Source organism: Hydrogenophaga sp. PML113 (assembly GCF_001777155.1).
GTDB classification, from domain to species: Bacteria; Pseudomonadota; Gammaproteobacteria; order Burkholderiales; family Burkholderiaceae_C; genus Hydrogenophaga; species Hydrogenophaga borbori.
Genome location: NZ_MIYM01000004.1, coordinates 117,193 through 137,784, shown reverse-complemented (window position 1 = coordinate 137,784; position 20,592 = coordinate 117,193). Strand labels below are relative to the sequence as shown.

The window sequence follows — 20,592 nt, the reverse complement described above, 5'->3', positions numbered from 1 at the left end:
ATGTCCGCGGCCCTGGTCGCGTCGGCCCTGCCGGCCGATGCCGTTGAACTGGGCCGCGTCCAGGATGCCTGGGGCATCAAGGGCTGGGTCCGCATCCAGCCCCACAGCGCCGACACCGACGCGCTGTTCGCCAGCCAGGACTGGTACCTCCAGCCGCCCGAAGCCTGCTTCGCGCGCGGCTTTTCTGCTTTCAAGGGCTGCGTGGCCGTGCGGGTGGCCGAGCTCAAGGCCCACGCCGACGGCCTGGTGGCCCGGCTCGAGGGCGTCGACGACCGCAACCTGGCGGAGTCGCTCAAGGGCTGCCGCATCAGCCTGCCGCGCAGCGCCTTTCCCGAGCCCGAAGAGGGCGAGTACTACTGGGTCGACCTGATCGGCCTGCGGGTGGTCAACCGCGAGGGCGAGGACCTGGGCGTGGTGCGCGACCTCGTGAGCACGGGACCGACCTCGGTGCTGGTGCTCGAGTACCTCGAGACGGTGGACGGCGAGGAGCGCGCCGCCGAGCGGATGATCCCCTTCGTGGCCGCCTACATCGACGACGTGGACCGCGCCGCTGGGCGCATCACCGCCGACTGGCAAAAAGACTACTGAGCGGGGCAGGCGCCCATGCGCTTCGACGTCATCACCCTGTTCCCCGAGCTGTTCCAGCCCTTCCTGGCGCACGGCATCAACCGGCGGGCCTTCGAATCGAAGCAAGTCGACGTGCGCCTGTGGAACCCGCGCGATTTCGCCGAGGGCAACTACCGGCGCGTGGACGACCGCCCCTTCGGTGGCGGCCCGGGCATGGTCATGATGGCCGAGCCGCTGTGGCGCTGCCTGCAGGCCATCCGGGCCGAGCGCGCCGAGCCCGAGGGCCAGCGCGCGCCCGTGGTGCTGTTCTCGCCCGTCGGTGAGCGGCTGGACCACGCGGGCGTCGAGGCCTGGGCCGCCGGGCCGCGGGGCGCGGTGCTGGTCTGCGGCCGCTATGAGGGCATCGACCAGCGCTTCATCGACGCCTGCGTCGACCTGCAGCTCAGCCTGGGCGATTTCGTGCTCTCGGGCGGCGAAATCCCCGCCATGGCCCTGCTGGACGCCGTGGCTCGCCTGCAGCCCGGCGTGCTGGGCGACGAGGGCAGCCACCAGCAGGACAGCTTCAACCCCGCGCTAGACGGCCTGCTCGACAGCCCGCACCACACCCGGCCCGAGGTCTGGCAGGGCCCGCACGGCCCCCTGGGCGTGCCACCGGTGCTGCTGGGTGGGCACCACGGGCAGATCGAGCGCTACCGCCGCGAGCAGCGGCTGGCGCTGACCGCGCGCCAGCGGCCGGACCTGATCGCCCGGGCCCGGGCCGAGGGCCGGCTGGGGCCGGACGACGAGCGCTTTCTGCGCGGCCTGGGCTGAGCCGGCGGTCCGGATTCCCCGCTCTGGCGGGTCTGGCTATAATGGTGGGCTTTTCGATCCTCTGGCCGGCCGCCGCGACCGTTTCCTCAGTCAGTCCTGACCCACGGATTCGCGGCCTTCAGTGCAGCGCGGCCACGATCGTGGAACAGGAAACATGAACCTCATCCAGACCCTCGAGCAGGAAGAGATTGCCCGCCTCGGCAAGACCATCCCGCCCTTCGCCCCCGGCGACACCGTGATCGTCAGCGTCAACGTCATCGAAGGCACCCGCAAGCGCGTGCAGGCCTACGAAGGCGTCGTGATCGCCCGCCGCAACCGGGGCCTCAACTCCAGCTTCATCGTGCGCAAGATCTCCAGCGGCGAAGGCGTGGAGCGGACCTTCCCGCTGTACAGCCCGCTGATCGCCAAGATCGAGGTCAAGCGCCGCGGCGACGTGCGCCGCGCCAAGCTGTACTACCTGCGCGAGCGCAGCGGCAAGTCGGCCCGCATCAAGGAAAAGCTGGGCGCCTGATCCGGCACCGCGCAAAAGCCGCTCCATGGAGCGGCTTTTTTGTGTCCATGACCGAACCCATCGTCCGCATCCCGCCCTTCGATCCCCGCACCGTGCCGGTGGTGGCCACGGGGGCGAGCGAAGGCCTGCCGCCGCCGTCGCCGCACCGCCTCACGCCCGACGGCCTGCGCGCGCTGTTCGAGGCGCCGCCGGTCTGGACACCCGAGCTGTGGCGCGAGCGCCGCTTCGCCGAGCGCGAGCCGGCCGACGCAGCCGTGCTGCTGCCCCTGGTGGTGCGCGACGAGCTCAACCTGCTGCTCACCCAGCGCACCGCCACCCTGTCCACGCACTCGGGCCAGATCGCCTTCCCGGGCGGCAAGGTCGATCCGCAGGACGCCGACGCCATTGCCGCCGCCCTGCGCGAGGCCGACGAAGAGGTCGGCCTGCCGCCGCAGAACGTGGAGGTGCTGGGCACGTTGCCGGTCTACATCACTGGCACCGCCTTCCACGTGACGCCGGTGGTGGCGCTGGTGCGGCCCGGCTTCACGCTCAAGCCCAACCCGCACGAGGTGGACGACGTCTTCGAGGTGCCGCTGCGCTTCCTGATGGACCCGCGCCACCACCGCCGCCACCTCATGAATTTCGACGGTACCGCGCGCGAGTGGTACTCCATGCCCTGGCACGACGGCCAGCGCGAGCGCTTCATCTGGGGCGCCACGGCGGGCATGCTGCGCAACCTGTACCGCCTGCTCACGGCCTGACCGGGGCCTGGCGCGCGGCGCGGTCGCGTCTGTTGAGCGGAGGGGCGCGTGTGCCCACTATCATCGGCCCATGGGTTTTCTGGCCATTCTGCTGGCGCTGCTCATCGAGCAGGCCCGTCCCCTGTCGTTCGACAACCCCGTGCACGCCGGTCTGCGCGCCTGGGGCCGCGGCGTGCGCCGCAACCTCGATGCGGGCCAGTCCTCGCATGGGTGGCTGGCCTGGCTGCTGGCCGTGGGCGTGCCGGCGGCGCTGGCGGCGCTGATCTACCACGCCCTGTGGGAGCTCAGCGGCGTGCTGGCCCTGGTCTGGACGGTGGCGGTGCTCTACGTGACCCTGGGTTTTCGCCAGTTCAGCCACCACTTCAGCGAAATCCGCCGCAGCCTGGAGGACGGCGATGAGCGTGGCGCGCGCGAGCAACTGGCGCGCTGGCTGCGCGTGGACGCCAGCACCCTGCCGCGCACCGAGTTGCTGCGCCAGGTGATCGAGCACTCCGTGCTGGCCGCGCACCGCCACGTGTTCGGCGTGTTCGTGTGCTTCCTGGTGTTCTGGGTGATCGGCCTGGGGCCGGCGGGCGCGGTGTTCTACCGGCTGGCCGAGTACCTGTCGCGCAACTGGCGCGAGCGCCCCGACGGCACGCCCAGCGCGGCGCTGCGCCGCGCCGCGGCCACGGCCTGGCGCTGGATCGACCACGTGCCCGCGCGCGTCACGGCCCTGGGCTTCGCGGTGGTGGGCAATTTCGAGGAAGCCGTGGCCAGCTGGCGCGCCGACGCCGAGCGCTTCGCGCCGGGCAGCGACGGCGTGGTGCTGGCGGCCACCTCGGGCGCCATCAACGTGCGCCTGACGCCGCAGGACCCGGCGGCCCCGCCCCCGGACGAGACCGACCCCGGCGCGCGCCCCGAGCCCCAGCTCGCCCACCTGGGCAGCGTGGTGGGCCTGGTGTGGCGCGCGGTGGTGCTGTGGATGCTGCTGCTGGCGCTGCTCACGCTGGCGCGGGTGTAGGCCGCGCGGGTCGACGCGCCACTGAACCGGTTTTGCTGGGCCGCGGGCGCGCGCCCTTGAGGGGATCGCGCGCCGCGCGGCAGGGGTGGGCCGGTCAATACGTCCGCTTGTTGCTCAGCTCATCGAACAGTTCGTCGTAGAGCCGGTAGCGGTTCTGGTCGATGGCCAGCGGGTCCGCCGCCGGATCGGCGCCCACGTGGGCGCGCACGCCGCAGCCCGGCTCGTGCCGGTGCGTGCAGTTGTAGAAGCGGCAATCGCCCAGCGCGGCGCGCAGGTCGGGCATGAGCTGCGCGAGTCGTTCGGCCTCAAGGTGGTGCAGGCCGAATTCCTGGAAGCCCGGCGAGTCGATGAGCGCGCTTTCGCGCGCCGGCTCCAGCCAGTACCAGGTGGTGGCGGTCGTGGTGTGGCGCCCGGTGTTGAGGGCGCGCGAGATCTCGCCGGTCTGCGCGCCGGCCTCGGGCACCAGCCGGTTGACCAGCGTGCTCTTGCCCACGCCGGAAGGGCCCAGCACCAGCGTGTGGCGGCCGGTCAGGCGCTGGCGCAGGGCGTCCAGCCCGTGGCCGTCGTGAAGGCCCAGCGGCAGCACGGGCGTGCCCATGCGCCGGTAGGGCTCGAGCCGCGCCCAGGCCTGGTCGAAGGACTCGCCCAGGTCTTGTTTGTTGAGCACGATGCAGGCGCTGATGCCCTCGGCCTCGGCCGCGAGCAGGGCGCGCGTGAGCTGGGCCTCGGAGAACACGGGCTCCGCGGCGAGCAGGATCAGCACCTGGTCGAGGTTGGCCGCGAAGGCCTTGGTGCGCATCTCGTCCTGGCGGTAGAAGAGGTTGCGCCGGGTCTCGATGCGTTCGATGCTGCCCTCGTCGCCACTGGGCTGCCAGGCGACGATGTCGCCCACGACCACGGCGCTTTTCTTGCCGCGGGGGTGGCACAGGGTGCGCTGGCCGTTCTCGTCCTCGACCAGGCAATGGCGGCCATGGGCCGCCACCACACGGGCCAGGCGCGTGCCGCCCATCAGGACGCGAGCAAGGCGTTGACCGCCGCCGCGCAATGGAAGTCGCTGACCGAGACGCCGTTCACGTCGTGCGTATTGAAGCGCAGGGTGCAGCGGTTGTAGCCGAAGGCCGCGTCGGGGTGGTGGTCCTCGCGGTGGGCGATCCAGGCCATGGCGTTCACGAAGGCCATGGTCTCGTGGTAGTTGGCGAAGCGGAAGGTGCGCTCGATGGCGCCGTCGATCAGTTTCCAGCCGTCGGCCTCGCTGCCGTTGAGCTGGCTGAGCTGGGTGACGATCTCGGTGGCGTTGAGCGCGCGGCGGTTCTGGTGGATGGGGTGCATGGTCAGGCGCTCTCAGGCGGCGGTCAGGCGGGCCAGGCGTTCGCTGGCGGGGGGGTGGGAATAGTAGAAGCGCGCGTACAGCGGGTCGGGCGTGAGCGTGCTGGCGTTGTCCTGGTACAGCTTGAGCAGGGCGCTGGCGAGGTCGACTCCGCGCGTCTTGTCCTTGGCGAAGGCGTCGGCCTCGAACTCGTGCCGGCGCGACAGCTGCGCGGCCAGCGGCGACAGGAAGTAGGTGAACAGCGGCACCACCAGCAGGAAGAGGATGAGCGCGAGCGCGTCGTTGGGCGCGCGCAGGTCGGGCTCCACGCCGAGGCCGGTGAAGAACCAGGCCTGCGAGGCCGCCCAGCCCAGGGCCGCGAAGCCCACGAAGCTGAGCGCGAACAGCAGCAGCACGCGCTGGGTGATGTGGCGCAGGCGGTAGTGGCCGAGCTCGTGCGCGAGCACGGCGTCGATCTCGTCGGGGTTGAGCTGCTTGAGCAGGGTGTCGAAGAACACCACGCGCTTGGCCGCGCCGAAGCCGGTGAAGTAGGCGTTGGCGTGCGCGCTGCGCTTGCTGCCGTCCATGACGAACAGGCCCTGGGCCGAGAAGCCACAGCGCGCCATGAGGGCGTTGACGCGGGCCTTGACGGCGTCGTCGGCCAGCGGCTCGAAGCGGTTGAACAGCGGCGCGATGAGCGTGGGGTAGAGCACCAGGGCCAGCAGGTTAAAGACCATCCACACGCCCCAGGCCCAGAGCCACCAGGTGCTGCCGGCGGCGCCCATGAGCCAGAGCACCAGCGCGGCCAGCGGCAGGCCGATGGCCGCGCCGATCAACGCGCCCTTGAGTCCGTCGGCGACCCACAGGCCCAGGCCCATCTTGTTGAAGCCGAAGCGCTCCTCCAGCCGGAAGGTGGCGTACCAGGAGAAGGGCAGGCCCAGCAGGCCGCCGATGAGCGCGAAGGCGGTGATCAGCGCGAGCTGCTGCCACAGGCCAGGGCCCAGCCAGTCGAGCAGGCCGAGGTTGAGCGCGTTCAGGCCGCCGAGCAGGGTCCAGCCGATCAGCAGGGCGGTCTCGAAGGCGGTGCTGAGCAGGCCGAAGCGCGTCTTGGCGATGGTGTAGTCGGCGGCCTTGCGGTGGGCGTCGAGCGGGATGGTGGCGTCGAAGGGCGCGGGCACCTGATCGCGGTGGCGGGCCACGTGGCGGATCTGGCGGCTGGCGAGGGCGAAGCGGGTCAGCAGGCCCAGCACCAGCAGGGCGCAGAAGAGGGCGGTGAAAGCGAGGGAAGCGGTGTCCATGAAGGCGCCAGTCTACCGGTGCCCCCGCCGGCCCGCCGGGGCCGGCGGATGACGGAAAATCGCGGGATGACCTCCAATCCCGCCGACATCGCCGCCCCCGAAGTGCCCACGCTCGCCAAGAGTGACCAGAACCTGGTCTGGATCGACTGCGAAATGAGCGGTCTCGATCCCGAGAAGGAGCGCCTGCTGGAAATCGCGGTGGTGGTGACCGGCCCGCAGCTCACGCCGCGCATCGAAGGCCCCGTCATCGTGGTCCACCAGAGCGATGAGCTGCTCAACGCCATGGATGCCTGGAACAAGGGCACGCACGGCCGCAGCGGTCTCATCGACAAGGTGCGCGCCAGCACGGTGAGCGAGGCCGAGGCCGAGCAGCAGCTCATCGACTTCATCTCGCGCTACGTGCCGAAGAACAGCGCACCCCTGTGTGGCAACACCATCGGCCAGGACCGCCGCTTCCTGGTGAAGTACATGCCCCGGCTCGAGGCCTACCTGCACTACCGCAACGTCGATGTGAGCACCTTGAAGGAACTGGCCAAGCGCTGGCGCCCCGAAGTGGTCGACGCCTTCAAGAAGCGCCAGCTGCACACCGCCCTGGCCGACGTGCACGAATCCATTGACGAACTCGAGCACTACCGCGCGCGGTTTCTGCGCTGATCGGGCCGGGTCCGTGCCTTGCCGGCCCCTGCCGGCGGCGGGGTTGCCCGATGCCACCGCCGCCCCCCCTTGCGGGTCCGTCACCCCGGCCTTGCATGACAATAAAGTGACTTTCACGCCGATTTCACATGAAAAAGAAATCCCGCCCCTTCATTGAGCGCCACTTCGAGACGCTGCAACTGGCCACCGCGGTGGCCTTTCTCTTGCTTGTGGGGCTGTACGCCTCGCTCACCGGCGCGGCCGACGCCGGCCTGAGCCGCACGGCGGTCTGGCTGCTGATCGTCTCGGCGGCCGTCGGCGCCTACATGGCCATGAACATCGGCGCCAACGACGTGGCCAACAACATGGGCCCGGCCGTGGGCTCGGGTGCCATGACCATGGGCTGGGCAATCGTCGTCGCGGCGGTGTTCGAGGCGCTGGGCGCCATCGTCGCGGGCGGCGAGGTCGTGGGCACCATCAAGGGCGGCATCATCAATCCGGCCGACATCACCGACCCCACGCTGTTCGCCTGGGTCATGTTCGCCGCGCTGCTGGCCGGCGCGCTCTGGCTGAACCTGGCCACGGCGCTGGGCGCGCCGGTGTCCACCACGCATTCCATCATCGGCGCGGTCATGGGCGCAGGCATCGCCGCCGGGGGCTGGGGGCTGGTGCATTGGCCGACCATCGGCGCCATTGTCGTCAGTTGGGTGGTGTCTCCGCTGTCGGGCGCGCTGTTCGCTGCCCTGTTCCTCTATGTCATCAAGCGCAGCGTCACCTACCGCACCGAGAAGACGGAGGCGGCCGCGCGCGTGGTGCCGGCGCTGATCGCCTTGATGGTGTGGTCCTACACCACCTACATGCTGCTCAAGGGCGTGAACCAGATCGTCAAGGTGCCCTTCCCCGTGGCCGTGATCGTCGGCCTGGGCACGGCGGCGCTGGTGTGGGGCCTCATCCGCAAACCCATCGAGCGCATCGCGCTGCGCCAGGAGAACTCCAAGGATGGCGTCAATCACCTCTTCACCTGGCCGCTGATCTGCTCGGCCGCGCTGCTGAGCTTCGCCCACGGCGCCAACGACGTGGCCAACGCCATCGGCCCCCTGGCCGCGATCTTCGAGGCGGTGAAGGCCGGTGCCATCGCCACCAAGGCCGGCACGCCCCTGTGGATCATGGTGCTGGGCGCGCTGGGCCTGGCGGTCGGCCTGGCGCTGTATGGGGCCAAGCTCATCCGCACCGTCGGCAAGGAAATCACCGAACTCGACCAGATGCGCGCCTACGCCATCGCGATGGCCGCCACGCTCACGGTGATCGTCGCCTCGCAGCTGGGCATGCCGGTGTCGACCACGCACATTTCCATTGGCGCGGTGTTCGGCGTGGGCTTCCTGCGCGAGTTGCTCAAGGTGAACTACGCCAAGATGGAGGCCGTGGTGCGCGCCGGCCACCAGGGCGCCGACCGCGAGGAGGTCGAGGCCTACATGCAGCGCTTCGAGGCCGCCGAGGTGCAGGAAAAGAAGCAGATGCTGGCCGAGATGAAGCAGCGCGCCAAGGTGCGCGGCCTGGACGGCGCGGTGTTCGCCAAGGGCGAACGCAAGGCCTTCAAGAAGGCCTACAAGAAGGAAATCGTCAAGCGATCGGTGGTCATGCGCATCGTGGCGGCCTGGATCGTGACCGTGCCGGCCACGGCGGTTCTGGCCGCGCTGCTGTTCCATCTGGTGGCCGCAGTCATGTCCTGATGGGTGCAGGGCTTCGGGTTTTCCCGAATTTGTGCGAGAATAGCGGGCTTCGCTGGTAACGGCGAAGCCCTTTGTGCATTGGCCTCACACACCCCGGCCCCCGAACACCGCCCGCCATCCGACGCGAGCGAGCAGGGGCCACCGCTTCCGGGCGGACCGTTTGTGGTTGATGTTGTGTAACCACGAACGGATCCGACGCCCCGGGGCCTGAAACTCCCCTTCGCGCGGCATTCGGTCATTGGCGCCCCATTGCTTTTGCGGGGCGCAGGAACTGACATGAGCGACGCTTTCGAAGCGCGCGGCGAGACCTCGCCCGCGATCTCTCCCGAACAACAATCCACGGCCCCGGTGGAAACCACGGCTCCCGTGGACGCCAGCGCTTTTGCCGCGCTGGGCCTGGCCCCCGAACTGGTGGCTGCCGTGGCCGACCTCGGCTTCACCCAGCCCACGGCGGTGCAGGCGCGTGTGATGCCCCTGGCCATCAAGGCCGAGGGCGCCGAGCGCTACGCCGACCTGATGGTCTCCAGCCAGACCGGCAGCGGCAAGACGGCGGCCTTCCTGCTGCCCGTGTTGCACACCCTGATCCAGCAGCAGGCCGCGCGCGAAACGGCCGAGCGCGCCGAGCGCGAGCGCCTGGCGGTCGAGGCCGCCTTGCGCGGCGAGGTGCCGCCCAAGGCGCCCAAGCGCAAGAACCCGCTGCTGCCGCGCCACTTCAAGGCCGCCACGCCGGGCGCGCTGGTGCTGTGCCCCACGCGCGAGCTGGCGCAGCAGGTGGCGCACGACGCCATCGACCTGGTGCGCCACTGCCGCGGCCTGCGCATCGCCAGCGTGGTGGGTGGCATGCCCTACCAGCTGCAGATCGCCAAGCTGCAAAACGCCGACCTGGTGGTCGCCACGCCGGGCCGACTGCTCGACCTCCAGCGCTCCATGCAGCTCAAGCTCGACCAGGTGCAGTTCCTCGTCGTCGACGAGGCCGACCGCATGCTCGACCTCGGCTTCTCCGACGACCTGGCCGAGATCAACGCCCTGACCGCCCAGCGCCGCCAGACCATGATGTTCAGCGCCACCTTCGCGCCGCGCATCCAGCAGCTGGCCATGCGCGTGATGCACGACAACGGCAAGCACGTGCAGAAGGTGCAGATCGACAGCCCGCAGGAGCAGCACGCCAACATCAAGCAGGTGCTGTTCTGGGCCGACCACGCCGATCACAAGCGCAAGCTGCTCGACCACTGGCTGCGCGACGCCTCCATCGACCAGGCCATCGTCTTCGCCAGCACGCAGATCGAGTGCGACGGCCTGGCCGGCGAACTGCAGCAGGCCGGCTTCGCGGCCGTGGCCCTGCACGGCGCGCTCAGCCAGGGGCTGCGCAACCGCCGCCTGATGGCGCTGCGCAACGGCCAGGTGCAGATCCTGGTGGCCACCGACGTGGCCGCGCGCGGCATCGATGTGCCCACCATCACGCACGTCTTCAACTTCGGCTTGCCCATGAAGGCCGAGGACTACACGCACCGCATTGGCCGCACCGGTCGCGCCGGCCGAGACGGCCTGGCCGTGACCTTCGCCGAATTCCGCGACCGCCGCCGCATCGCCGACATCGAGGCCTACACCCAGCAGCGCTTCAAGGCCGAGGTGGTGCCGGGCCTGGAGCCGCGCGAGCGCCCGCCCGCGCCGCGCCGCGACGGCTGGTCGTCCGAGCGCCGCGGCGGTGGCGGCCGGCCGGGTGGCCGTCCCGCTGGCCGGGGCGAGGGCTGGGGCCCGTCGCGCGGCGAAGGCCGTGCGCCCTACGCTGAGGCGCGCCCCTTCCGTGGCGAGGGCCGGCCTTTCCAAGGCGAGGGCCGCCCCTTCCAGGGCGACGCCCGCCCCGCGCGCGGCGATTCGCGCGCGCCGTACCAACAGGAGCCGCGCGCGCCCTACAACAACGACACGCGCGCCCCGCGTGGCGACGTGCGCTTCTCGCGCGACGACCGCCCGGCCCAGGCGCGCGGCTGGGGCCAGCGCCCCAACGCCGGTGGCGGTGCGCGCGAGGGCGGTTTCGGCGGCCCGCGCGGTGGCGGCTTCGGCGAGCGCGCGGGTGGCCCGCGCGGCCGCCGCGACCGCTGAGTCTCCCGGTTCCCCGGCCCTTGGGCCGCGGGCCCCTCAGGTAGGGGTGTTGCGCGTGCGCGCCCGTGGTTCTCCGGCCGCGGGGACGCTGGCTTCCAGCGGCACGAAAGGCGCGCGCGCCTCGTCCGCCAGGCCTTCGGTCAGGGTCTGCAGCAGTTCGATCAACTGGCCGCGCTGCGCCGGCGTGAGCGGCGACAGCAGGCGCTGGTAGGCGCGCTCGGCCGGCTCTCGCGCGGCGGCCAGCAGTGCCTCGCCGTCGCCGGTCAGGCTTACCGTCATCTGGCGCCGGCTCACGGACGAGCGCTCGCGCCTCACCAGGCCGCGCTCCTCAAGGCCCTTGAGCACGCGCATGACGGTCACCTTGTCGAAGGCCAGGGCGCGAGACAGCCGCGTCTGGTCCAACCCGGGTTCGGCCGCCACCACGGTGAGCACACCGTACTGCGCCGGCGTCAGGCCCACGCTCGCGCAGGCGTTTTCAAACACCGCCGCCGATATCTGGTGGGTGCGGCGCAGCAGAAAGCCGGGGCGCTGGTAGAGATCGGTCAGGGTCATGATGTTCGTCGGACGAGCGGGATTCTACGGATGTGCGGGGGGCGAACTTCCGCCAACATCAATAGCATGCTAACGATAGGAGGTCGTCCATGGTTGCCGATTTCTCGTTCCTGCGCCGCGGCCTCGTCGCCGCCGCGCTGCTGGCCACGGCGGGCCTGAGCGCCGCGCAGGAAGGCCCGCTGCGCCTGATCGTGCCCTTTACCCCGGGCACCGGCATCGACCTGATCGCCCGCACCGTGGGCCCGAAGCTGTCCGAGCGCCTCAAGCGCCCGGTGGTGGTGGAGAACCGCGCGGGCGCTTCCGGCAACATCGGCACCGAGGCCGTGGTGCGCGCCGCGCCCGATGGCAGCACTCTGCTGGTGAGCGTGAACACGCTGGTGATGAACCGCAGCCTGTACCCGCAAATGCCCTTCGACCCGGTGCGCGACCTGCAGCCGGTGGGCCTGACGAGCTGGGGCCAGCTCATCCTGGTGACGCACCCGCGCTCGGGCTTCAAGACGGCGGCCGATCTGATCGCCGCCGCGAAGCAGGCGCCGGGCAAGCTGAACTACGCCTCGCCGGGCGTGGGCACGCCGCACCACCTGTCGATGGAGCTGTTCAAGAACACCGCCAAGGTTTTCCTCACGCACATCCCCTACCGCGGCACGGGCCCGGCGGTCACCGACATGATCGGCGGGCAGGTGGACGCCATGTTCCTGCCCATCCACGTGGCGCTGCCGCAGGTGCGCAGCGGCCGCCTGGTGGCCCTGGGCATCGGCAGCGACAAGCGCCACCCGCTGCTGCCCGACCTGCCCACGCTGAGCGAGGCCAAGGCCGGCGAGGTGAACGTGGACATGTGGTACGGCATCTTCGCGCCCAAGGGCATGCCCGCCGCGCAGGTGGCCGCGCTCAACCGCGAGATCAACGACATCCTGCGCGCCGAGGACGTGAAGAAGGCCTTCGAAGGGCAGGGCATGGACCCGGCGAGCGACACGCCCGACGGCTTCGCGAAGCTGGTGGCCCGGGACGCGGACCGCTGGGCCGCGCTGATCAAGGCGCAGGGCATCAAGGCCGAATGAGCGCCGCCGGGCCGTTCCCCTGGCGCGAAGCGACGCGCTGCGCCGAACGGAGGCTTGTCCAATGAAAGCGGGCGACACGATGAAGATCGCGGTGGTGGGCGGCGGCATCGCCGGCCTGGCGTTCGCGCTGGGCCTGAAGCAGCGCGGGCTGGCCTGCGAGGTGTACGAGGGTGTGGCCGAGGTGAAGGAGCTGGGTGTGGGCATCACGCTGCTGCCGCACGCCATGCGCGAACTGTACGCCCTGGGCCTGAGCGCCGAGCTGGAGGCCATGGCGATCGAGAACCGCGAGAGCGTGTTCTTCAACCGCTGGGGCCAGTATGTGTACAGCGAACCGCGCGGCCGCCACGCGGGCTACCCGCTGCCCGAACTGGGCATTCACCGCGGCAAGCTGCATGGCGCGCTCTGGCGCGCCGCGGTTCAGCGACTGGGCGCGCAGCGCCTGCTCACCGGCCACCGCTGCGTGGCGATCGAGCCCGACGCGCGGGGCGCCACGCTGCGCTTCGAGAACGGCGCGGCCGCGCGTGCCGACCTGGTGGTCGCCTGCGACGGCGTGAACTCGGTGGTCCGCCGCCACTTCCATCCCCAGGACCCCGTCTGCTACGCCGGCATCAACACCTGGCGCGGCGTCACGGTGCACAAGCCCATCCTGGATGGCAAGAGCTATCTGCGCATCGGCAGCATCGACACCGGCAAGATGGTGATCTACCCGATCGTCGACAACGTGGACGGCCAGGGGAACCAGCTCATCAACTGGGTGGCCGAGATCCGCGACCCGCGCGCGCCCATGAACGACTGGAACAAGCCCGGTCGGATGCAGGACTTCCTGCCGATCTTCGAGGCCTGGCGCTACGACTGGCTCGACGTGCCCGCGCTCATCCAGGGCGCGCAACAGGTGTTCGAGTACCCCATGGTCGACAAGGACGCCTTGTCCCACTGGGGCGAGGGCCGCGTGACGCTGATGGGCGACGCCGCCCACCCCATGTACCCGCGCGGCTCCAACGGCTCGGCCCAGGCGCTGATCGACGCGCGCACCCTGGCCGATGAGCTCGCCGCCACGCCGGCGGACCCCGAGGCCGCGCTGCGCCGCTACGAGGCCGCGCGCCGGCCGGCGACGGCGAAGGTGGTGGAGACCAACCGCACGCTGCCGCCGGACTTCATCATCATGAAGGCCGACGAGCTCAGCGGCGGCCAGCCCTTCACGCGCATCGACGACCTGATCAGCCAGGACGCGTTGCGCGAGATTTCCGAAAACTACAAGCGGATCGCGGGGTTTTCGCTGAAGGCCTGAGCGCGGGGCTCAGTCCTCGCCGCTGATGGTGACCAGCAGCTGGATCACCTCGGCACACTCTTCCTGGATGCGTTGCACGGGGTAGAGCTCGGCCGCGCTCGCGCCGGCGGGCACGCGCTCGCGCAGCGTCTCGGCCTGCAGCAGGATGGCCGAGATGCGCTCGAACAACTCGGAGGTGATGGCGTTCACATCCACCGCGGCGGCCACGGGTGCCGCCATGGGGGCGGGCGCGGGTGCCGGGGCCCGGGCCGGCGCGGCCACGGGCGCCGGAGCGCTCGCGGCAGCCTGGCGCATCGGCAGCGGGCGCTCGTCGAGCTCGATGTACTCCATGGCGTCGCCGTTGAGGATCTGCTCCAGCCGCAGGCGGATCAGGTCGCGGTCGATCGGCTTGGTGAAGAAGTCGAGCACACCGGCCTCGAACGCGCGCTGGCGGTACGAGGCGGTGTTGTGCGAGGTCACCATCACCACCTTGGTGTGGGCCAGCGCCGGCTTCTCGCGCATGCGGGCGATCACCTCGTAGCCATTGAGGTCGGGCAGCTCGGCGTCAATGACCAGCAGGTCGGGCTGGTGCTGGGCCAGCTTGGTCAGGGCGTCGTCGCCGCGCACCGCGAAATGCAGCTGCGCGATGTCGAGCAGGGTGCGCGCCAGCAGGTGCACCATGCCCGGGTCGTCGTCGACGATGAGGATCTTGTGGCGCCGGGGCGCCGGGTTCAGCGGGGATGGCGTCATGGCGCGCTCCAGGGGCGATCGGAAAGGTCCGGGCCTGCGCCAGGCGCGTGCCCTGCCGGGTTTTCGGCGGTTGGCCGGCGTTCTTGAGCGACCGGGCCACGCCGCCCGTCAATGGTGCCACGGCGGGGCCCCCGTGCGGGGGCGGGCTCAGCCCGGGCGCCCATCCGGTCGGGGCTGCCCGTACCAGCGCAGCAGCCGCAGTCCCCAAGGCCCGACCGCCAGCAGCCACAGCCCGGCGGTGGCGGCGGTCAGGCCGCCCACCCAGGCCGGTGGCGCCACCGCCGCGGCGATGCGCAGCAGCGTCGCCAACTGCAGCAGCAGGAAGGCGGACCAGGACAGGCGATCGGCCACCAGCGCGCGGCCGCCGTGGCCACAGGCCACCCGCGTGACCATGGCCAGCATGAGCGAGCCCAGGAACCCCATGGTGGTGGCGTGCAGCGCCGCCAGCGGCGCCACGGGCGCGCCGCCGATCCACGCCCAGATCTGCCCGAGGCCGTCGATCGACAGCCCCAGGCCCAGCCAGACGAAGCCCAGGTGGAGCATCGCCAGCAGCCGGACCGCCAGGCTTTGCACCAGGCTCCACACGAAGGCCAGCCACAGCAGCACGAAGCCGGCCACCAGCAGCGCGAAGCCCTCGAAGGCGCCCCAGGCGGTGGCGTCCAGGCCCGCCCAGGTGAGCCAGGGCCCCAGGGTCTTGAGTGCCACCGTGGCGACCAGGACATACAACACCCACATCGGCCGCCACAGCCGCACCAGCGGCAGGGCGCTGGAGGTGAAGAAGGGCACCATGCGGTGCACGACCGTCACGTAGACCAGCGCCACGAAGCCCCACAGCCCGGTGTGCAGCCAACGCCGCGCGGCCTCGGGATCGTCGTGTCCCACGCCCCAGGCCAGGCCCAGCAGCGTGAGCGCGCCCACGGCCCAGCCCAGCGCGACCAGCCGGGCGTGCACGGTGTCGTCGGCGTCGCTGGCGCGCAGCAGCCCCAGGAAGCGCGCGCCGGCCAGCGCCTGCCCGGCGGCGGCCAGCAGCAAGGCCAGCACCGCCAGCCGGACCGACAGATGGACACCGAGCAGCCACAACGGCCAGGCCAGGGCCTGCAGCGCCACCGCGGGCAGCACGGCGCGCGCCGCGGGCCCGTCCACGCCCAGCCACTTGGGGCCGGCCGTGAACAGGAAGCCGGTGAAGAACAGCGGCATGAAGCCATGCACCATGAGCGCGCCATGCCCCAGGCTGGGCGACACCGCCAGCGGCCCCGCCGGCAGCCAGCCGAGCCGGGCGCACTGCACCCACAGCCACCACAGCGAGCCCAGTACCAGCACCGCGGTGGCGCCGGCGAAGGCCAGCCGGTGCGGCGCCCGCATCAGGTGGACGGGGCGCCAGCGCAGGGCGGCCGGTTCGAGCGGTGCCGGCCGGGCGGCGGCCAGGGGGATGGGGCGGGGAGCGTGTGCCATGGCGGGGCGCGGTCAAGACAGGGAAGGGGCCGGCCGTGCGGGCCGGCCGACCAGGACACTGTGCCGCCGACGGGTGCGCTCCACCATCCTTCCGTGGAAGGTGCCCCGCGCCCGCCATCCTCCGGAAGAACGATGGCCCGGCCACGACCCCGGCGGTGCGTGGACAGCGCGCGGGGCCGGGCCGACAATGCCAAGGCACCCTTTGCTGTCACCATGCCTTCCGTTGCCCGAGCCTGGCCTCGCCAGCTCTCCACCAAGTTCGTGCTCATCGGCCTGGCGCTGCTGCTGCTGGCGCTGCTGTCCATCGGCCTGACGATGTGGGTCACGCGCCAGATCGAAGGCGGCGCGGCCGCGGTCAACGAGGCCGGGCGCCTGCGCATGCAGGCCTGGCGCCTGGCCAGCGCCTGGCAGGGCGGGCGCGATCCCGCCCAGGTGCCCCTGCTCGTGGCCGAGGTCGACCGCACGCTGGCGCTGCTCGACCAGGGCGACCCGCAGCGCCCGCTGGCCGTGCCCTGGAGCGAGGCCAGCCGAGGGCATTTCGCCGATATCCAGGGACGGTGGGAGGCCCTGCGTCCGCTGTGGACCGCCCCGGGCGACGCCGGGCGCGAGGCCACGGCGCTCACGGCGCGCATCGACGGCCTGGTCGAACGCATCGACGCCCTGGTGCGCGCCATGGAATCCACCATGGCGCGCTACACGGCGGTGCTCAACCTGTTCCAGTTCGTCATGATGGCCATGGCGGTGGCCGCGGCCGTGGTCTCGCTCTATGTGGGCCAGCTGTTCGTGATCCACCCTCTCAAACGGCTGCGGGCCGGCCTGCGCCAGATCGAGGCGGGCGACTTCACCGCGCGCGTGGAGGTGGACTCGCACCAGGAGTTCGCCGAGCTGGCGGCCGGGTTCAACCACATGGCGCAGACCCTGCAGGGGCTGTACCACGGCCTGGAGCGGCAGGTGCAGGCCAAGACGCGCGACCTCGAGGCCAAGCGCGCGCGCCTGGCGGCGCTGTACGAAGTGAGCTCGCTCATCGTCAACGCGCGCACGCTCGATGAACTGGCGCGCGGCTTCGCGCGCAAGCTGCGCGCCGTGAGCGGCGCCGACGCGGTGGCCATCCGCTGGAGCGACGAGGGCTCGCGGCGCTACTTCATGCTCGCCAGCGACTGCCTGCCCCAGCAGCTGGTGGAAGACGAGCGCTGCCTGGAGGCCGGCGAGTGCGCCTGCGGCCAGCCCGCGGCCACGGCGCGCACGCGCGTGATCCCCATCGCCACCGCCGAAGACCGGCGCCTGGGCGGTTGCGCGCAGGAGGGCTACGTCTGCCTGATCGGCATACCCATTCGTCACCAGGCGTACCTGCTGGGCGAAGTGAACCTGTTCTATCGCCATGAAGCCCTGCTGGGCGAGGACGACCGCGGCCTGTACGACGCGCTGGCGGGCCACCTGGCCAATGCGGCCGAGAACCTGCGCGTGCAGGCCCTGCTGCGCGAAGCCGCGGTGAGCGAGGAGCGCGGCCTGCTCGCGCGCGAGCTGCACGACTCCATCGCGCAGGCGCTGTCCTTCCTGAAGATCCAGGTCGCCTTGCTCAAGGCCGCCGTGCAGCGGGGCGACGAGGCCGCGGTGCCGGCCATCATCGAGGAGATCGAGGCCGGTGTGCGCGAGAGCACCAACGACGTGCGCGAACTGCTGGTGCACTTCCGGACCCGCACGCCCGATGGCGACATCGAGGACGCGCTGCGCACCACGCTGCGCAAGTTCGAGCTGCAAAGCGGCCTGAACGCGCGCCTGGACCTGCAGGGCCATGGCGTGGCCCTGCCGCCGGACACCCAGCTCCAGGTGCTGCATGTGGTGCAGGAGGCGTTGTCCAACGTGCGCAAGCACGCCGGCGCGAGCGAGGTGTCGGTGGGCGTGCAGCGCGGGCCGCGCTGGCGCTTCACCGTGCGCGACAACGGCCAGGGTTTCTCGACCGACGGCGCGCGCGACGCCGACACCCACGTGGGCCTGCACATCATGCGAGAGCGCGCCCAGCGCATCGGCGCGCGGGTCGAGGTCCAATCCCGCCCCGGCAGCGGAACCGAGGTGTCGCTCGACGTGCCCGCCCCCGCCGCGGATCTGCCCGCCATGCCATGAGCGAGCCGGTCATTCGCCTTCTCGTGGTCGATGACCACCAGCTGTTCCGCCGCGGCCTGATGGCCCTGCTGGCGCAGGAGCCCGGCTTTTCGGTGGTCGGCGAGGCCGGCGACGCCACCGCGGCGATGGGCCTGGCGGCCCGGCTGCGGCCCGACCTGGTGCTGCTCGACAACCACATGCCCGGCGTCACCGGCGTCGACGCGATCGCCGCGCTCAAGACCGCCGCGCCCGAGGCGCGCGTGCTCATGCTCACCGTGAGCGAGAACGAAAGCGACCTCGCGCGCGGCTTGCGCGCGGGCGCCGACGGCTACCTGCTCAAGACCATCGACACGGCCGACCTCGCGGCCTCCATCCGGCGGGTGTTCGAGGGCGATTCGGTCATCAGTCCCGAGATGATGGGCAAGCTGGTGGGCCTGCTGCGGCGCGGGCCGGCGCAGCACGAGGCGGGCGCGCCAGCGCCCGCGCCGCTGGAGCCGCCGCCGTCCGACCCGATCCACTCCCTCTCGCCGCGCGAGCGCGAGATCCTGCGCCTGATCGCGCGCGGCGACAGCAACAAGCACATCGCGCGCGCCCTCGACATCGCCGAGACCACGGTGAAGATCCATGTGCAGCACATCCTGCGCAAGCTCGAACTGAGCAACCGCGTGCACGCGGCGGTGTACGCCACCGAGCGCGGACTGCTGGCCTGAACCGCTTCAGGGCGCGGCAATGCCTCGTCGCGCGCGCATGGCGGCGCCGATGCGCGCGAGCGCGGCGCCATCGAGCAGCCGCTCGGCCATCGGCAGCAGCTCGGCCTCTTCGCGCTCGATGTGCCGCTCATACGCGGCGATGAACGCCTCGGCCATGGCCTGCGACAGCGCCGCGCCGTCGCCGCCGCGCACGCCCTCCAGCCCGGCCTCCAGGGGCCGCCACAGGTTCTCGAGCGCGCGGTGCTCCAGCGCCAGCGCCTGCGTGAGCCGCAGCACCGCGTCGCGTTCGGCGTCGTGCGCCGCGTCCCGCAGCGCCGGAAACAGGTCGGCCTCCTCGTCCGCATGGTGGTGCGGCGCGGCCTGGCGGAAGTAGCGCAGAACGGCCTCGGCCGCTTCCACGGCGCCGCGGTCCGCGCCGTGGCGCGGCAGGTGCCCGCACAGGCGCCGCAGCGTCTCGCACTGCGCCTGCACGCGGCCGTGGCAAGCCGACAGCATTTCCAGCGGCACTTCGGTGGTGGCGGTGTCCCGGGCCTGACCGGGCAGGGCGATGCGCATGACCATGGCGCATCCTAGGCCCGCGGGGCCGCTGTGGACCGGGCATAGCTCTTTGGGAGGATGCCAGGGTCCTTCTTCCGGGAGGCCGCCATCGCTCATGCGCAGGATGTTGCGAACGCCGCGGCGCCAGCACAGTGGCCGGCATGGTCAAGGGAGCGATCTCATGAACGGCGACACCGCAAGAACCCGCCAAGCCTGGTCCGTGCTGATCGTGAGCACCTGGGCCTTCACCGTGTGCTTCATGGTCTGGATGATGTTCGGCGTGATCGGCATCCCGATCCGGCAGATGCTGAACCTCAACGCCACGCAGTTCGGCCTGCTCACGGCCACGCCGGTGCTCACGGGCTCGCTGGTGCGCGTGCCGCTGGGCATCTGGACCGACCGCTACGGCGGGCGCATCGTCATGACGCTGTTGATGGCGGCCACCGTGCCCGCCATCTGGCTCATGGCCTACGCCACGCAGTTCTGGCACTTCCTGGTCATCGGCCTGTTCGTGGGCCTGGCCGGCGGCTCCTTCTCGGTCGGCACGCCCTACGTGGCGCGCTGGTTTCCCAAGCAGCGGCAGGGCATGGCCATGGGGGTGTACGGCGCCGGCAACAGCGGCTCGGCGGTCAACAAGTTCGTGGCGCCGGTCATCCTGGTGGCCTTCGGCTGGCAGATGGTGCCGCAGGTGTACGCGGCCATCATGGCCGGCACCGTGCTGCTGTTCTGGCTGTTCAGCCACAGCGACCCGGCGCACCTCGTGCCCAACCAGGTGAGTTTTGCGCAGCAGCTCCAGGCGCTCAGGGACCCCCGGGTGCTCAAGTACTGCCAGTACTACAGCATCGTCTTCGGCGGCTACGTGGCGCTGGCGCTGTGGATGGTGCAGTACTACATCGGCGAGTACGGCCTGGACATCCGCCTGGCCGCGCTGCTGGCGGCCTGCTTCTCGTTGCCCGGCGGCGTGCTGCGCGCGGTCGGCGGCGTGCTCAGCGACCGGTACGGCGCCCACAAGGTCACCTGGTGGGTGCTGTGGGTGAGCTGGGTCTGCCTGTTCCTGCTGAGCTACCCGAAAACGCAGTTCACCGTCAGCGCCGTCGACGGCCCGCGCAGCTTCACTATCGGCCTCAACGTCTATGCCTTCACCGCGCTGATGGCCGTGCTGGGCGTCGCCTTCGCCTTCGGCAAGGCCAGCGTCTTCAAGTACATCGCCGACGACTACCCCACCAACATCGGCGCCATCAGCGGCATCGTCGGCCTGGCCGGCGGCCTGGGCGGCTTCGTGCTGCCCATCCTGTTCGGCGCGCTGCTCGACCTCACCGGCATCCGTTCCAGCGCCTTCATGCTGCTCTATGGGGTGGTGTGGGTGTCGCTGATCTGGATGTACTGGACCGAGGTGCGCCGCACCGACGTCCTGCGCGGCGCGGGGCCCGCCGAACCGTCGCCCGCGCACTGAGCGCCCCTGCAGGAGAAG

General features: G+C 71.2%; 20 protein-coding genes. 13 read left to right on the top strand and 7 right to left on the bottom strand.

Features of this window, described 5'->3' with window-relative positions; translation table 11 throughout:
- The 5 genes from rimM (at position 1) to BHU06_RS09065 (ending at position 3,628) form a co-directional block, all read left to right on the top strand.
- Complete coding sequence (rimM, locus tag BHU06_RS09085) at positions 1–588, top strand: ribosome maturation factor RimM (RefSeq protein ID WP_070398860.1); 588 nt, start codon at positions 1–3, stop codon at positions 586–588.
- A 15-nt stretch (positions 589–603) separates the two neighbouring features.
- Positions 604–1,377, top strand: a complete 774-nt coding sequence (trmD, locus tag BHU06_RS09080; RefSeq protein ID WP_070398859.1) for a tRNA (guanosine(37)-N1)-methyltransferase TrmD — start codon at positions 604–606, stop codon at positions 1,375–1,377.
- Between the two features lie 154 nt (positions 1,378–1,531).
- Positions 1,532–1,888, top strand: coding sequence for a 50S ribosomal protein L19 (rplS, locus tag BHU06_RS09075; protein WP_009518047.1), 357 nt, complete (start codon positions 1,532–1,534; stop codon positions 1,886–1,888).
- A 47-nt stretch (positions 1,889–1,935) separates the two neighbouring features.
- Positions 1,936–2,628, top strand: a complete 693-nt coding sequence (locus BHU06_RS09070) for a CoA pyrophosphatase (protein WP_070398858.1) — start codon at positions 1,936–1,938, stop codon at positions 2,626–2,628.
- Between the two features lie 70 nt (positions 2,629–2,698).
- A complete protein-coding gene (locus BHU06_RS09065; RefSeq protein ID WP_070398857.1) occupies positions 2,699–3,628 on the top strand; it encodes a CobD/CbiB family protein in 930 nt (309 codons plus the stop codon).
- Between the two features lie 94 nt (positions 3,629–3,722).
- On the opposite strand, the gene rsgA is transcribed toward BHU06_RS09065, so the two are convergent.
- The 3 genes from rsgA to BHU06_RS09050 are packed head-to-tail and all read right to left on the bottom strand — an operon-like array spanning position 3,723 to position 6,232.
- Positions 3,723–4,637: a ribosome small subunit-dependent GTPase A gene (gene rsgA, locus BHU06_RS09060; RefSeq protein WP_070398856.1), complete on the bottom strand. Its 915-nt coding sequence runs from the start codon at positions 4,635–4,637 to the stop codon at positions 3,723–3,725.
- Positions 4,637–4,957: a 4a-hydroxytetrahydrobiopterin dehydratase gene (locus BHU06_RS09055; RefSeq protein WP_070398855.1), complete on the bottom strand. Its 321-nt coding sequence runs from the start codon at positions 4,955–4,957 to the stop codon at positions 4,637–4,639. The genes rsgA and BHU06_RS09055 overlap by 1 nt, the downstream gene beginning before the upstream one ends.
- Positions 4,958–4,969: 12 nt before the next feature.
- Positions 4,970–6,232: a M48 family metallopeptidase gene (locus tag BHU06_RS09050; RefSeq protein WP_070398854.1), complete on the bottom strand. Its 1,263-nt coding sequence runs from the start codon at positions 6,230–6,232 to the stop codon at positions 4,970–4,972.
- A gap of 66 nt (positions 6,233–6,298) precedes the next feature.
- Here BHU06_RS09050 and orn point away from each other — a divergent pair, with 66 nt between their 5' ends.
- From orn to BHU06_RS09035, 3 genes are all read left to right on the top strand, one after another.
- Entirely contained in the window at positions 6,299–6,886 is a 588-nt protein-coding gene (gene orn, locus BHU06_RS09045; RefSeq protein ID WP_070398853.1) for an oligoribonuclease, read from the top strand.
- 128 nt (positions 6,887–7,014) lie between these two features.
- Complete coding sequence (locus BHU06_RS09040) at positions 7,015–8,595, top strand: inorganic phosphate transporter (RefSeq protein WP_070398852.1); 1,581 nt, start codon at positions 7,015–7,017, stop codon at positions 8,593–8,595.
- 276 nt (positions 8,596–8,871) lie between these two features.
- Positions 8,872–10,695: a DEAD/DEAH box helicase gene (locus BHU06_RS09035; RefSeq protein ID WP_070398851.1), complete on the top strand. Its 1,824-nt coding sequence runs from the start codon at positions 8,872–8,874 to the stop codon at positions 10,693–10,695.
- 36 nt (positions 10,696–10,731) lie between these two features.
- On the opposite strand, the gene BHU06_RS09030 is transcribed toward BHU06_RS09035, so the two are convergent.
- A complete protein-coding gene (locus BHU06_RS09030) occupies positions 10,732–11,247 on the bottom strand; it encodes a MarR family winged helix-turn-helix transcriptional regulator (protein WP_083293134.1) in 516 nt (171 codons plus the stop codon).
- Positions 11,248–11,336: 89 nt separating this feature from the next.
- Here BHU06_RS09030 and BHU06_RS09025 point away from each other — a divergent pair, with 89 nt between their 5' ends.
- Together BHU06_RS09025 and BHU06_RS09020 are read left to right on the top strand one after the other, a co-directional pair.
- Positions 11,337–12,305 (top strand): tripartite tricarboxylate transporter substrate binding protein, encoded by a 969-nt coding sequence (locus tag BHU06_RS09025; protein ID WP_070398849.1) that lies wholly within the window; start codon positions 11,337–11,339, stop codon positions 12,303–12,305.
- Positions 12,306–12,384: 79 nt separating this feature from the next.
- Positions 12,385–13,593: a flavin-dependent oxidoreductase gene (locus BHU06_RS09020; protein WP_070399207.1), complete on the top strand. Its 1,209-nt coding sequence runs from the start codon at positions 12,385–12,387 to the stop codon at positions 13,591–13,593.
- A 9-nt stretch (positions 13,594–13,602) separates the two neighbouring features.
- Here the strand turns inward: BHU06_RS09020 and BHU06_RS09015 are convergent, their stop codons facing one another.
- On the bottom strand, positions 13,603–14,322 hold the full coding sequence (locus BHU06_RS09015) for a PleD family two-component system response regulator (RefSeq protein ID WP_070398848.1): 720 nt from the start codon (positions 14,320–14,322) through the stop codon (positions 13,603–13,605).
- A 147-nt stretch (positions 14,323–14,469) separates the two neighbouring features.
- Positions 14,470–15,774 (bottom strand): NnrS family protein, encoded by a 1,305-nt coding sequence (locus BHU06_RS09010; protein ID WP_070398847.1) that lies wholly within the window; start codon positions 15,772–15,774, stop codon positions 14,470–14,472.
- Between the two features lie 213 nt (positions 15,775–15,987).
- On the opposite strand from BHU06_RS09010, the gene BHU06_RS09005 reads away from it, so the two are divergent.
- Both BHU06_RS09005 and BHU06_RS09000 read left to right on the top strand, forming a co-directional pair.
- A complete protein-coding gene (locus tag BHU06_RS09005; protein WP_070398846.1) occupies positions 15,988–17,895 on the top strand; it encodes a type IV pili methyl-accepting chemotaxis transducer N-terminal domain-containing protein in 1,908 nt (635 codons plus the stop codon).
- Complete coding sequence (locus BHU06_RS09000; protein WP_070398845.1) at positions 17,892–18,584, top strand: response regulator transcription factor; 693 nt, start codon at positions 17,892–17,894, stop codon at positions 18,582–18,584. Before BHU06_RS09005 ends, BHU06_RS09000 begins: the two co-directional genes overlap by 4 nt.
- Positions 18,585–18,590: 6 nt before the next feature.
- Here BHU06_RS09000 and BHU06_RS08995 read toward each other — a convergent pair whose 3' ends face one another.
- Positions 18,591–19,145: a hemerythrin domain-containing protein gene (locus BHU06_RS08995; RefSeq protein ID WP_083293133.1), complete on the bottom strand. Its 555-nt coding sequence runs from the start codon at positions 19,143–19,145 to the stop codon at positions 18,591–18,593.
- Positions 19,146–19,302: 157 nt separating this feature from the next.
- Between BHU06_RS08995 and BHU06_RS08990 the strand changes: the two genes are divergently transcribed.
- Positions 19,303–20,574 (top strand): nitrate/nitrite transporter, encoded by a 1,272-nt coding sequence (locus BHU06_RS08990; RefSeq protein ID WP_070398844.1) that lies wholly within the window; start codon positions 19,303–19,305, stop codon positions 20,572–20,574.
- The last annotated feature ends 18 nt before the right edge of the window (positions 20,575–20,592 follow it).

Coding starts and splice junctions, on each gene's coding strand:
- rimM (WP_070398860.1), top strand. CDS start 1: ATGTCCGCGGCCCTGGTCGCGTCGGCCCTGCCGGCCGATGCCGTTGAA.
- trmD (WP_070398859.1), top strand. CDS start 604: ATGCGCTTCGACGTCATCACCCTGTTCCCCGAGCTGTTCCAGCCCTTC.
- rplS (WP_009518047.1), top strand. CDS start 1,532: ATGAACCTCATCCAGACCCTCGAGCAGGAAGAGATTGCCCGCCTCGGC.
- BHU06_RS09070 (WP_070398858.1), top strand. CDS start 1,936: ATGACCGAACCCATCGTCCGCATCCCGCCCTTCGATCCCCGCACCGTG.
- BHU06_RS09065 (WP_070398857.1), top strand. CDS start 2,699: ATGGGTTTTCTGGCCATTCTGCTGGCGCTGCTCATCGAGCAGGCCCGT.
- rsgA (WP_070398856.1), bottom strand. CDS start 4,637: ATGGGCGGCACGCGCCTGGCCCGTGTGGTGGCGGCCCATGGCCGCCAT.
- BHU06_RS09055 (WP_070398855.1), bottom strand. CDS start 4,957: ATGCACCCCATCCACCAGAACCGCCGCGCGCTCAACGCCACCGAGATC.
- BHU06_RS09050 (WP_070398854.1), bottom strand. CDS start 6,232: ATGGACACCGCTTCCCTCGCTTTCACCGCCCTCTTCTGCGCCCTGCTG.
- orn (WP_070398853.1), top strand. CDS start 6,299: ATGACCTCCAATCCCGCCGACATCGCCGCCCCCGAAGTGCCCACGCTC.
- BHU06_RS09040 (WP_070398852.1), top strand. CDS start 7,015: ATGAAAAAGAAATCCCGCCCCTTCATTGAGCGCCACTTCGAGACGCTG.
- BHU06_RS09035 (WP_070398851.1), top strand. CDS start 8,872: ATGAGCGACGCTTTCGAAGCGCGCGGCGAGACCTCGCCCGCGATCTCT.
- BHU06_RS09030 (WP_083293134.1), bottom strand. CDS start 11,247: ATGACCCTGACCGATCTCTACCAGCGCCCCGGCTTTCTGCTGCGCCGC.
- BHU06_RS09025 (WP_070398849.1), top strand. CDS start 11,337: ATGGTTGCCGATTTCTCGTTCCTGCGCCGCGGCCTCGTCGCCGCCGCG.
- BHU06_RS09020 (WP_070399207.1), top strand. CDS start 12,385: ATGAAGATCGCGGTGGTGGGCGGCGGCATCGCCGGCCTGGCGTTCGCG.
- BHU06_RS09015 (WP_070398848.1), bottom strand. CDS start 14,322: ATGACGCCATCCCCGCTGAACCCGGCGCCCCGGCGCCACAAGATCCTC.
- BHU06_RS09010 (WP_070398847.1), bottom strand. CDS start 15,774: ATGGCACACGCTCCCCGCCCCATCCCCCTGGCCGCCGCCCGGCCGGCA.
- BHU06_RS09005 (WP_070398846.1), top strand. CDS start 15,988: ATGCCTTCCGTTGCCCGAGCCTGGCCTCGCCAGCTCTCCACCAAGTTC.
- BHU06_RS09000 (WP_070398845.1), top strand. CDS start 17,892: ATGAGCGAGCCGGTCATTCGCCTTCTCGTGGTCGATGACCACCAGCTG.
- BHU06_RS08995 (WP_083293133.1), bottom strand. CDS start 19,145: ATGGTCATGCGCATCGCCCTGCCCGGTCAGGCCCGGGACACCGCCACC.
- BHU06_RS08990 (WP_070398844.1), top strand. CDS start 19,303: ATGAACGGCGACACCGCAAGAACCCGCCAAGCCTGGTCCGTGCTGATC.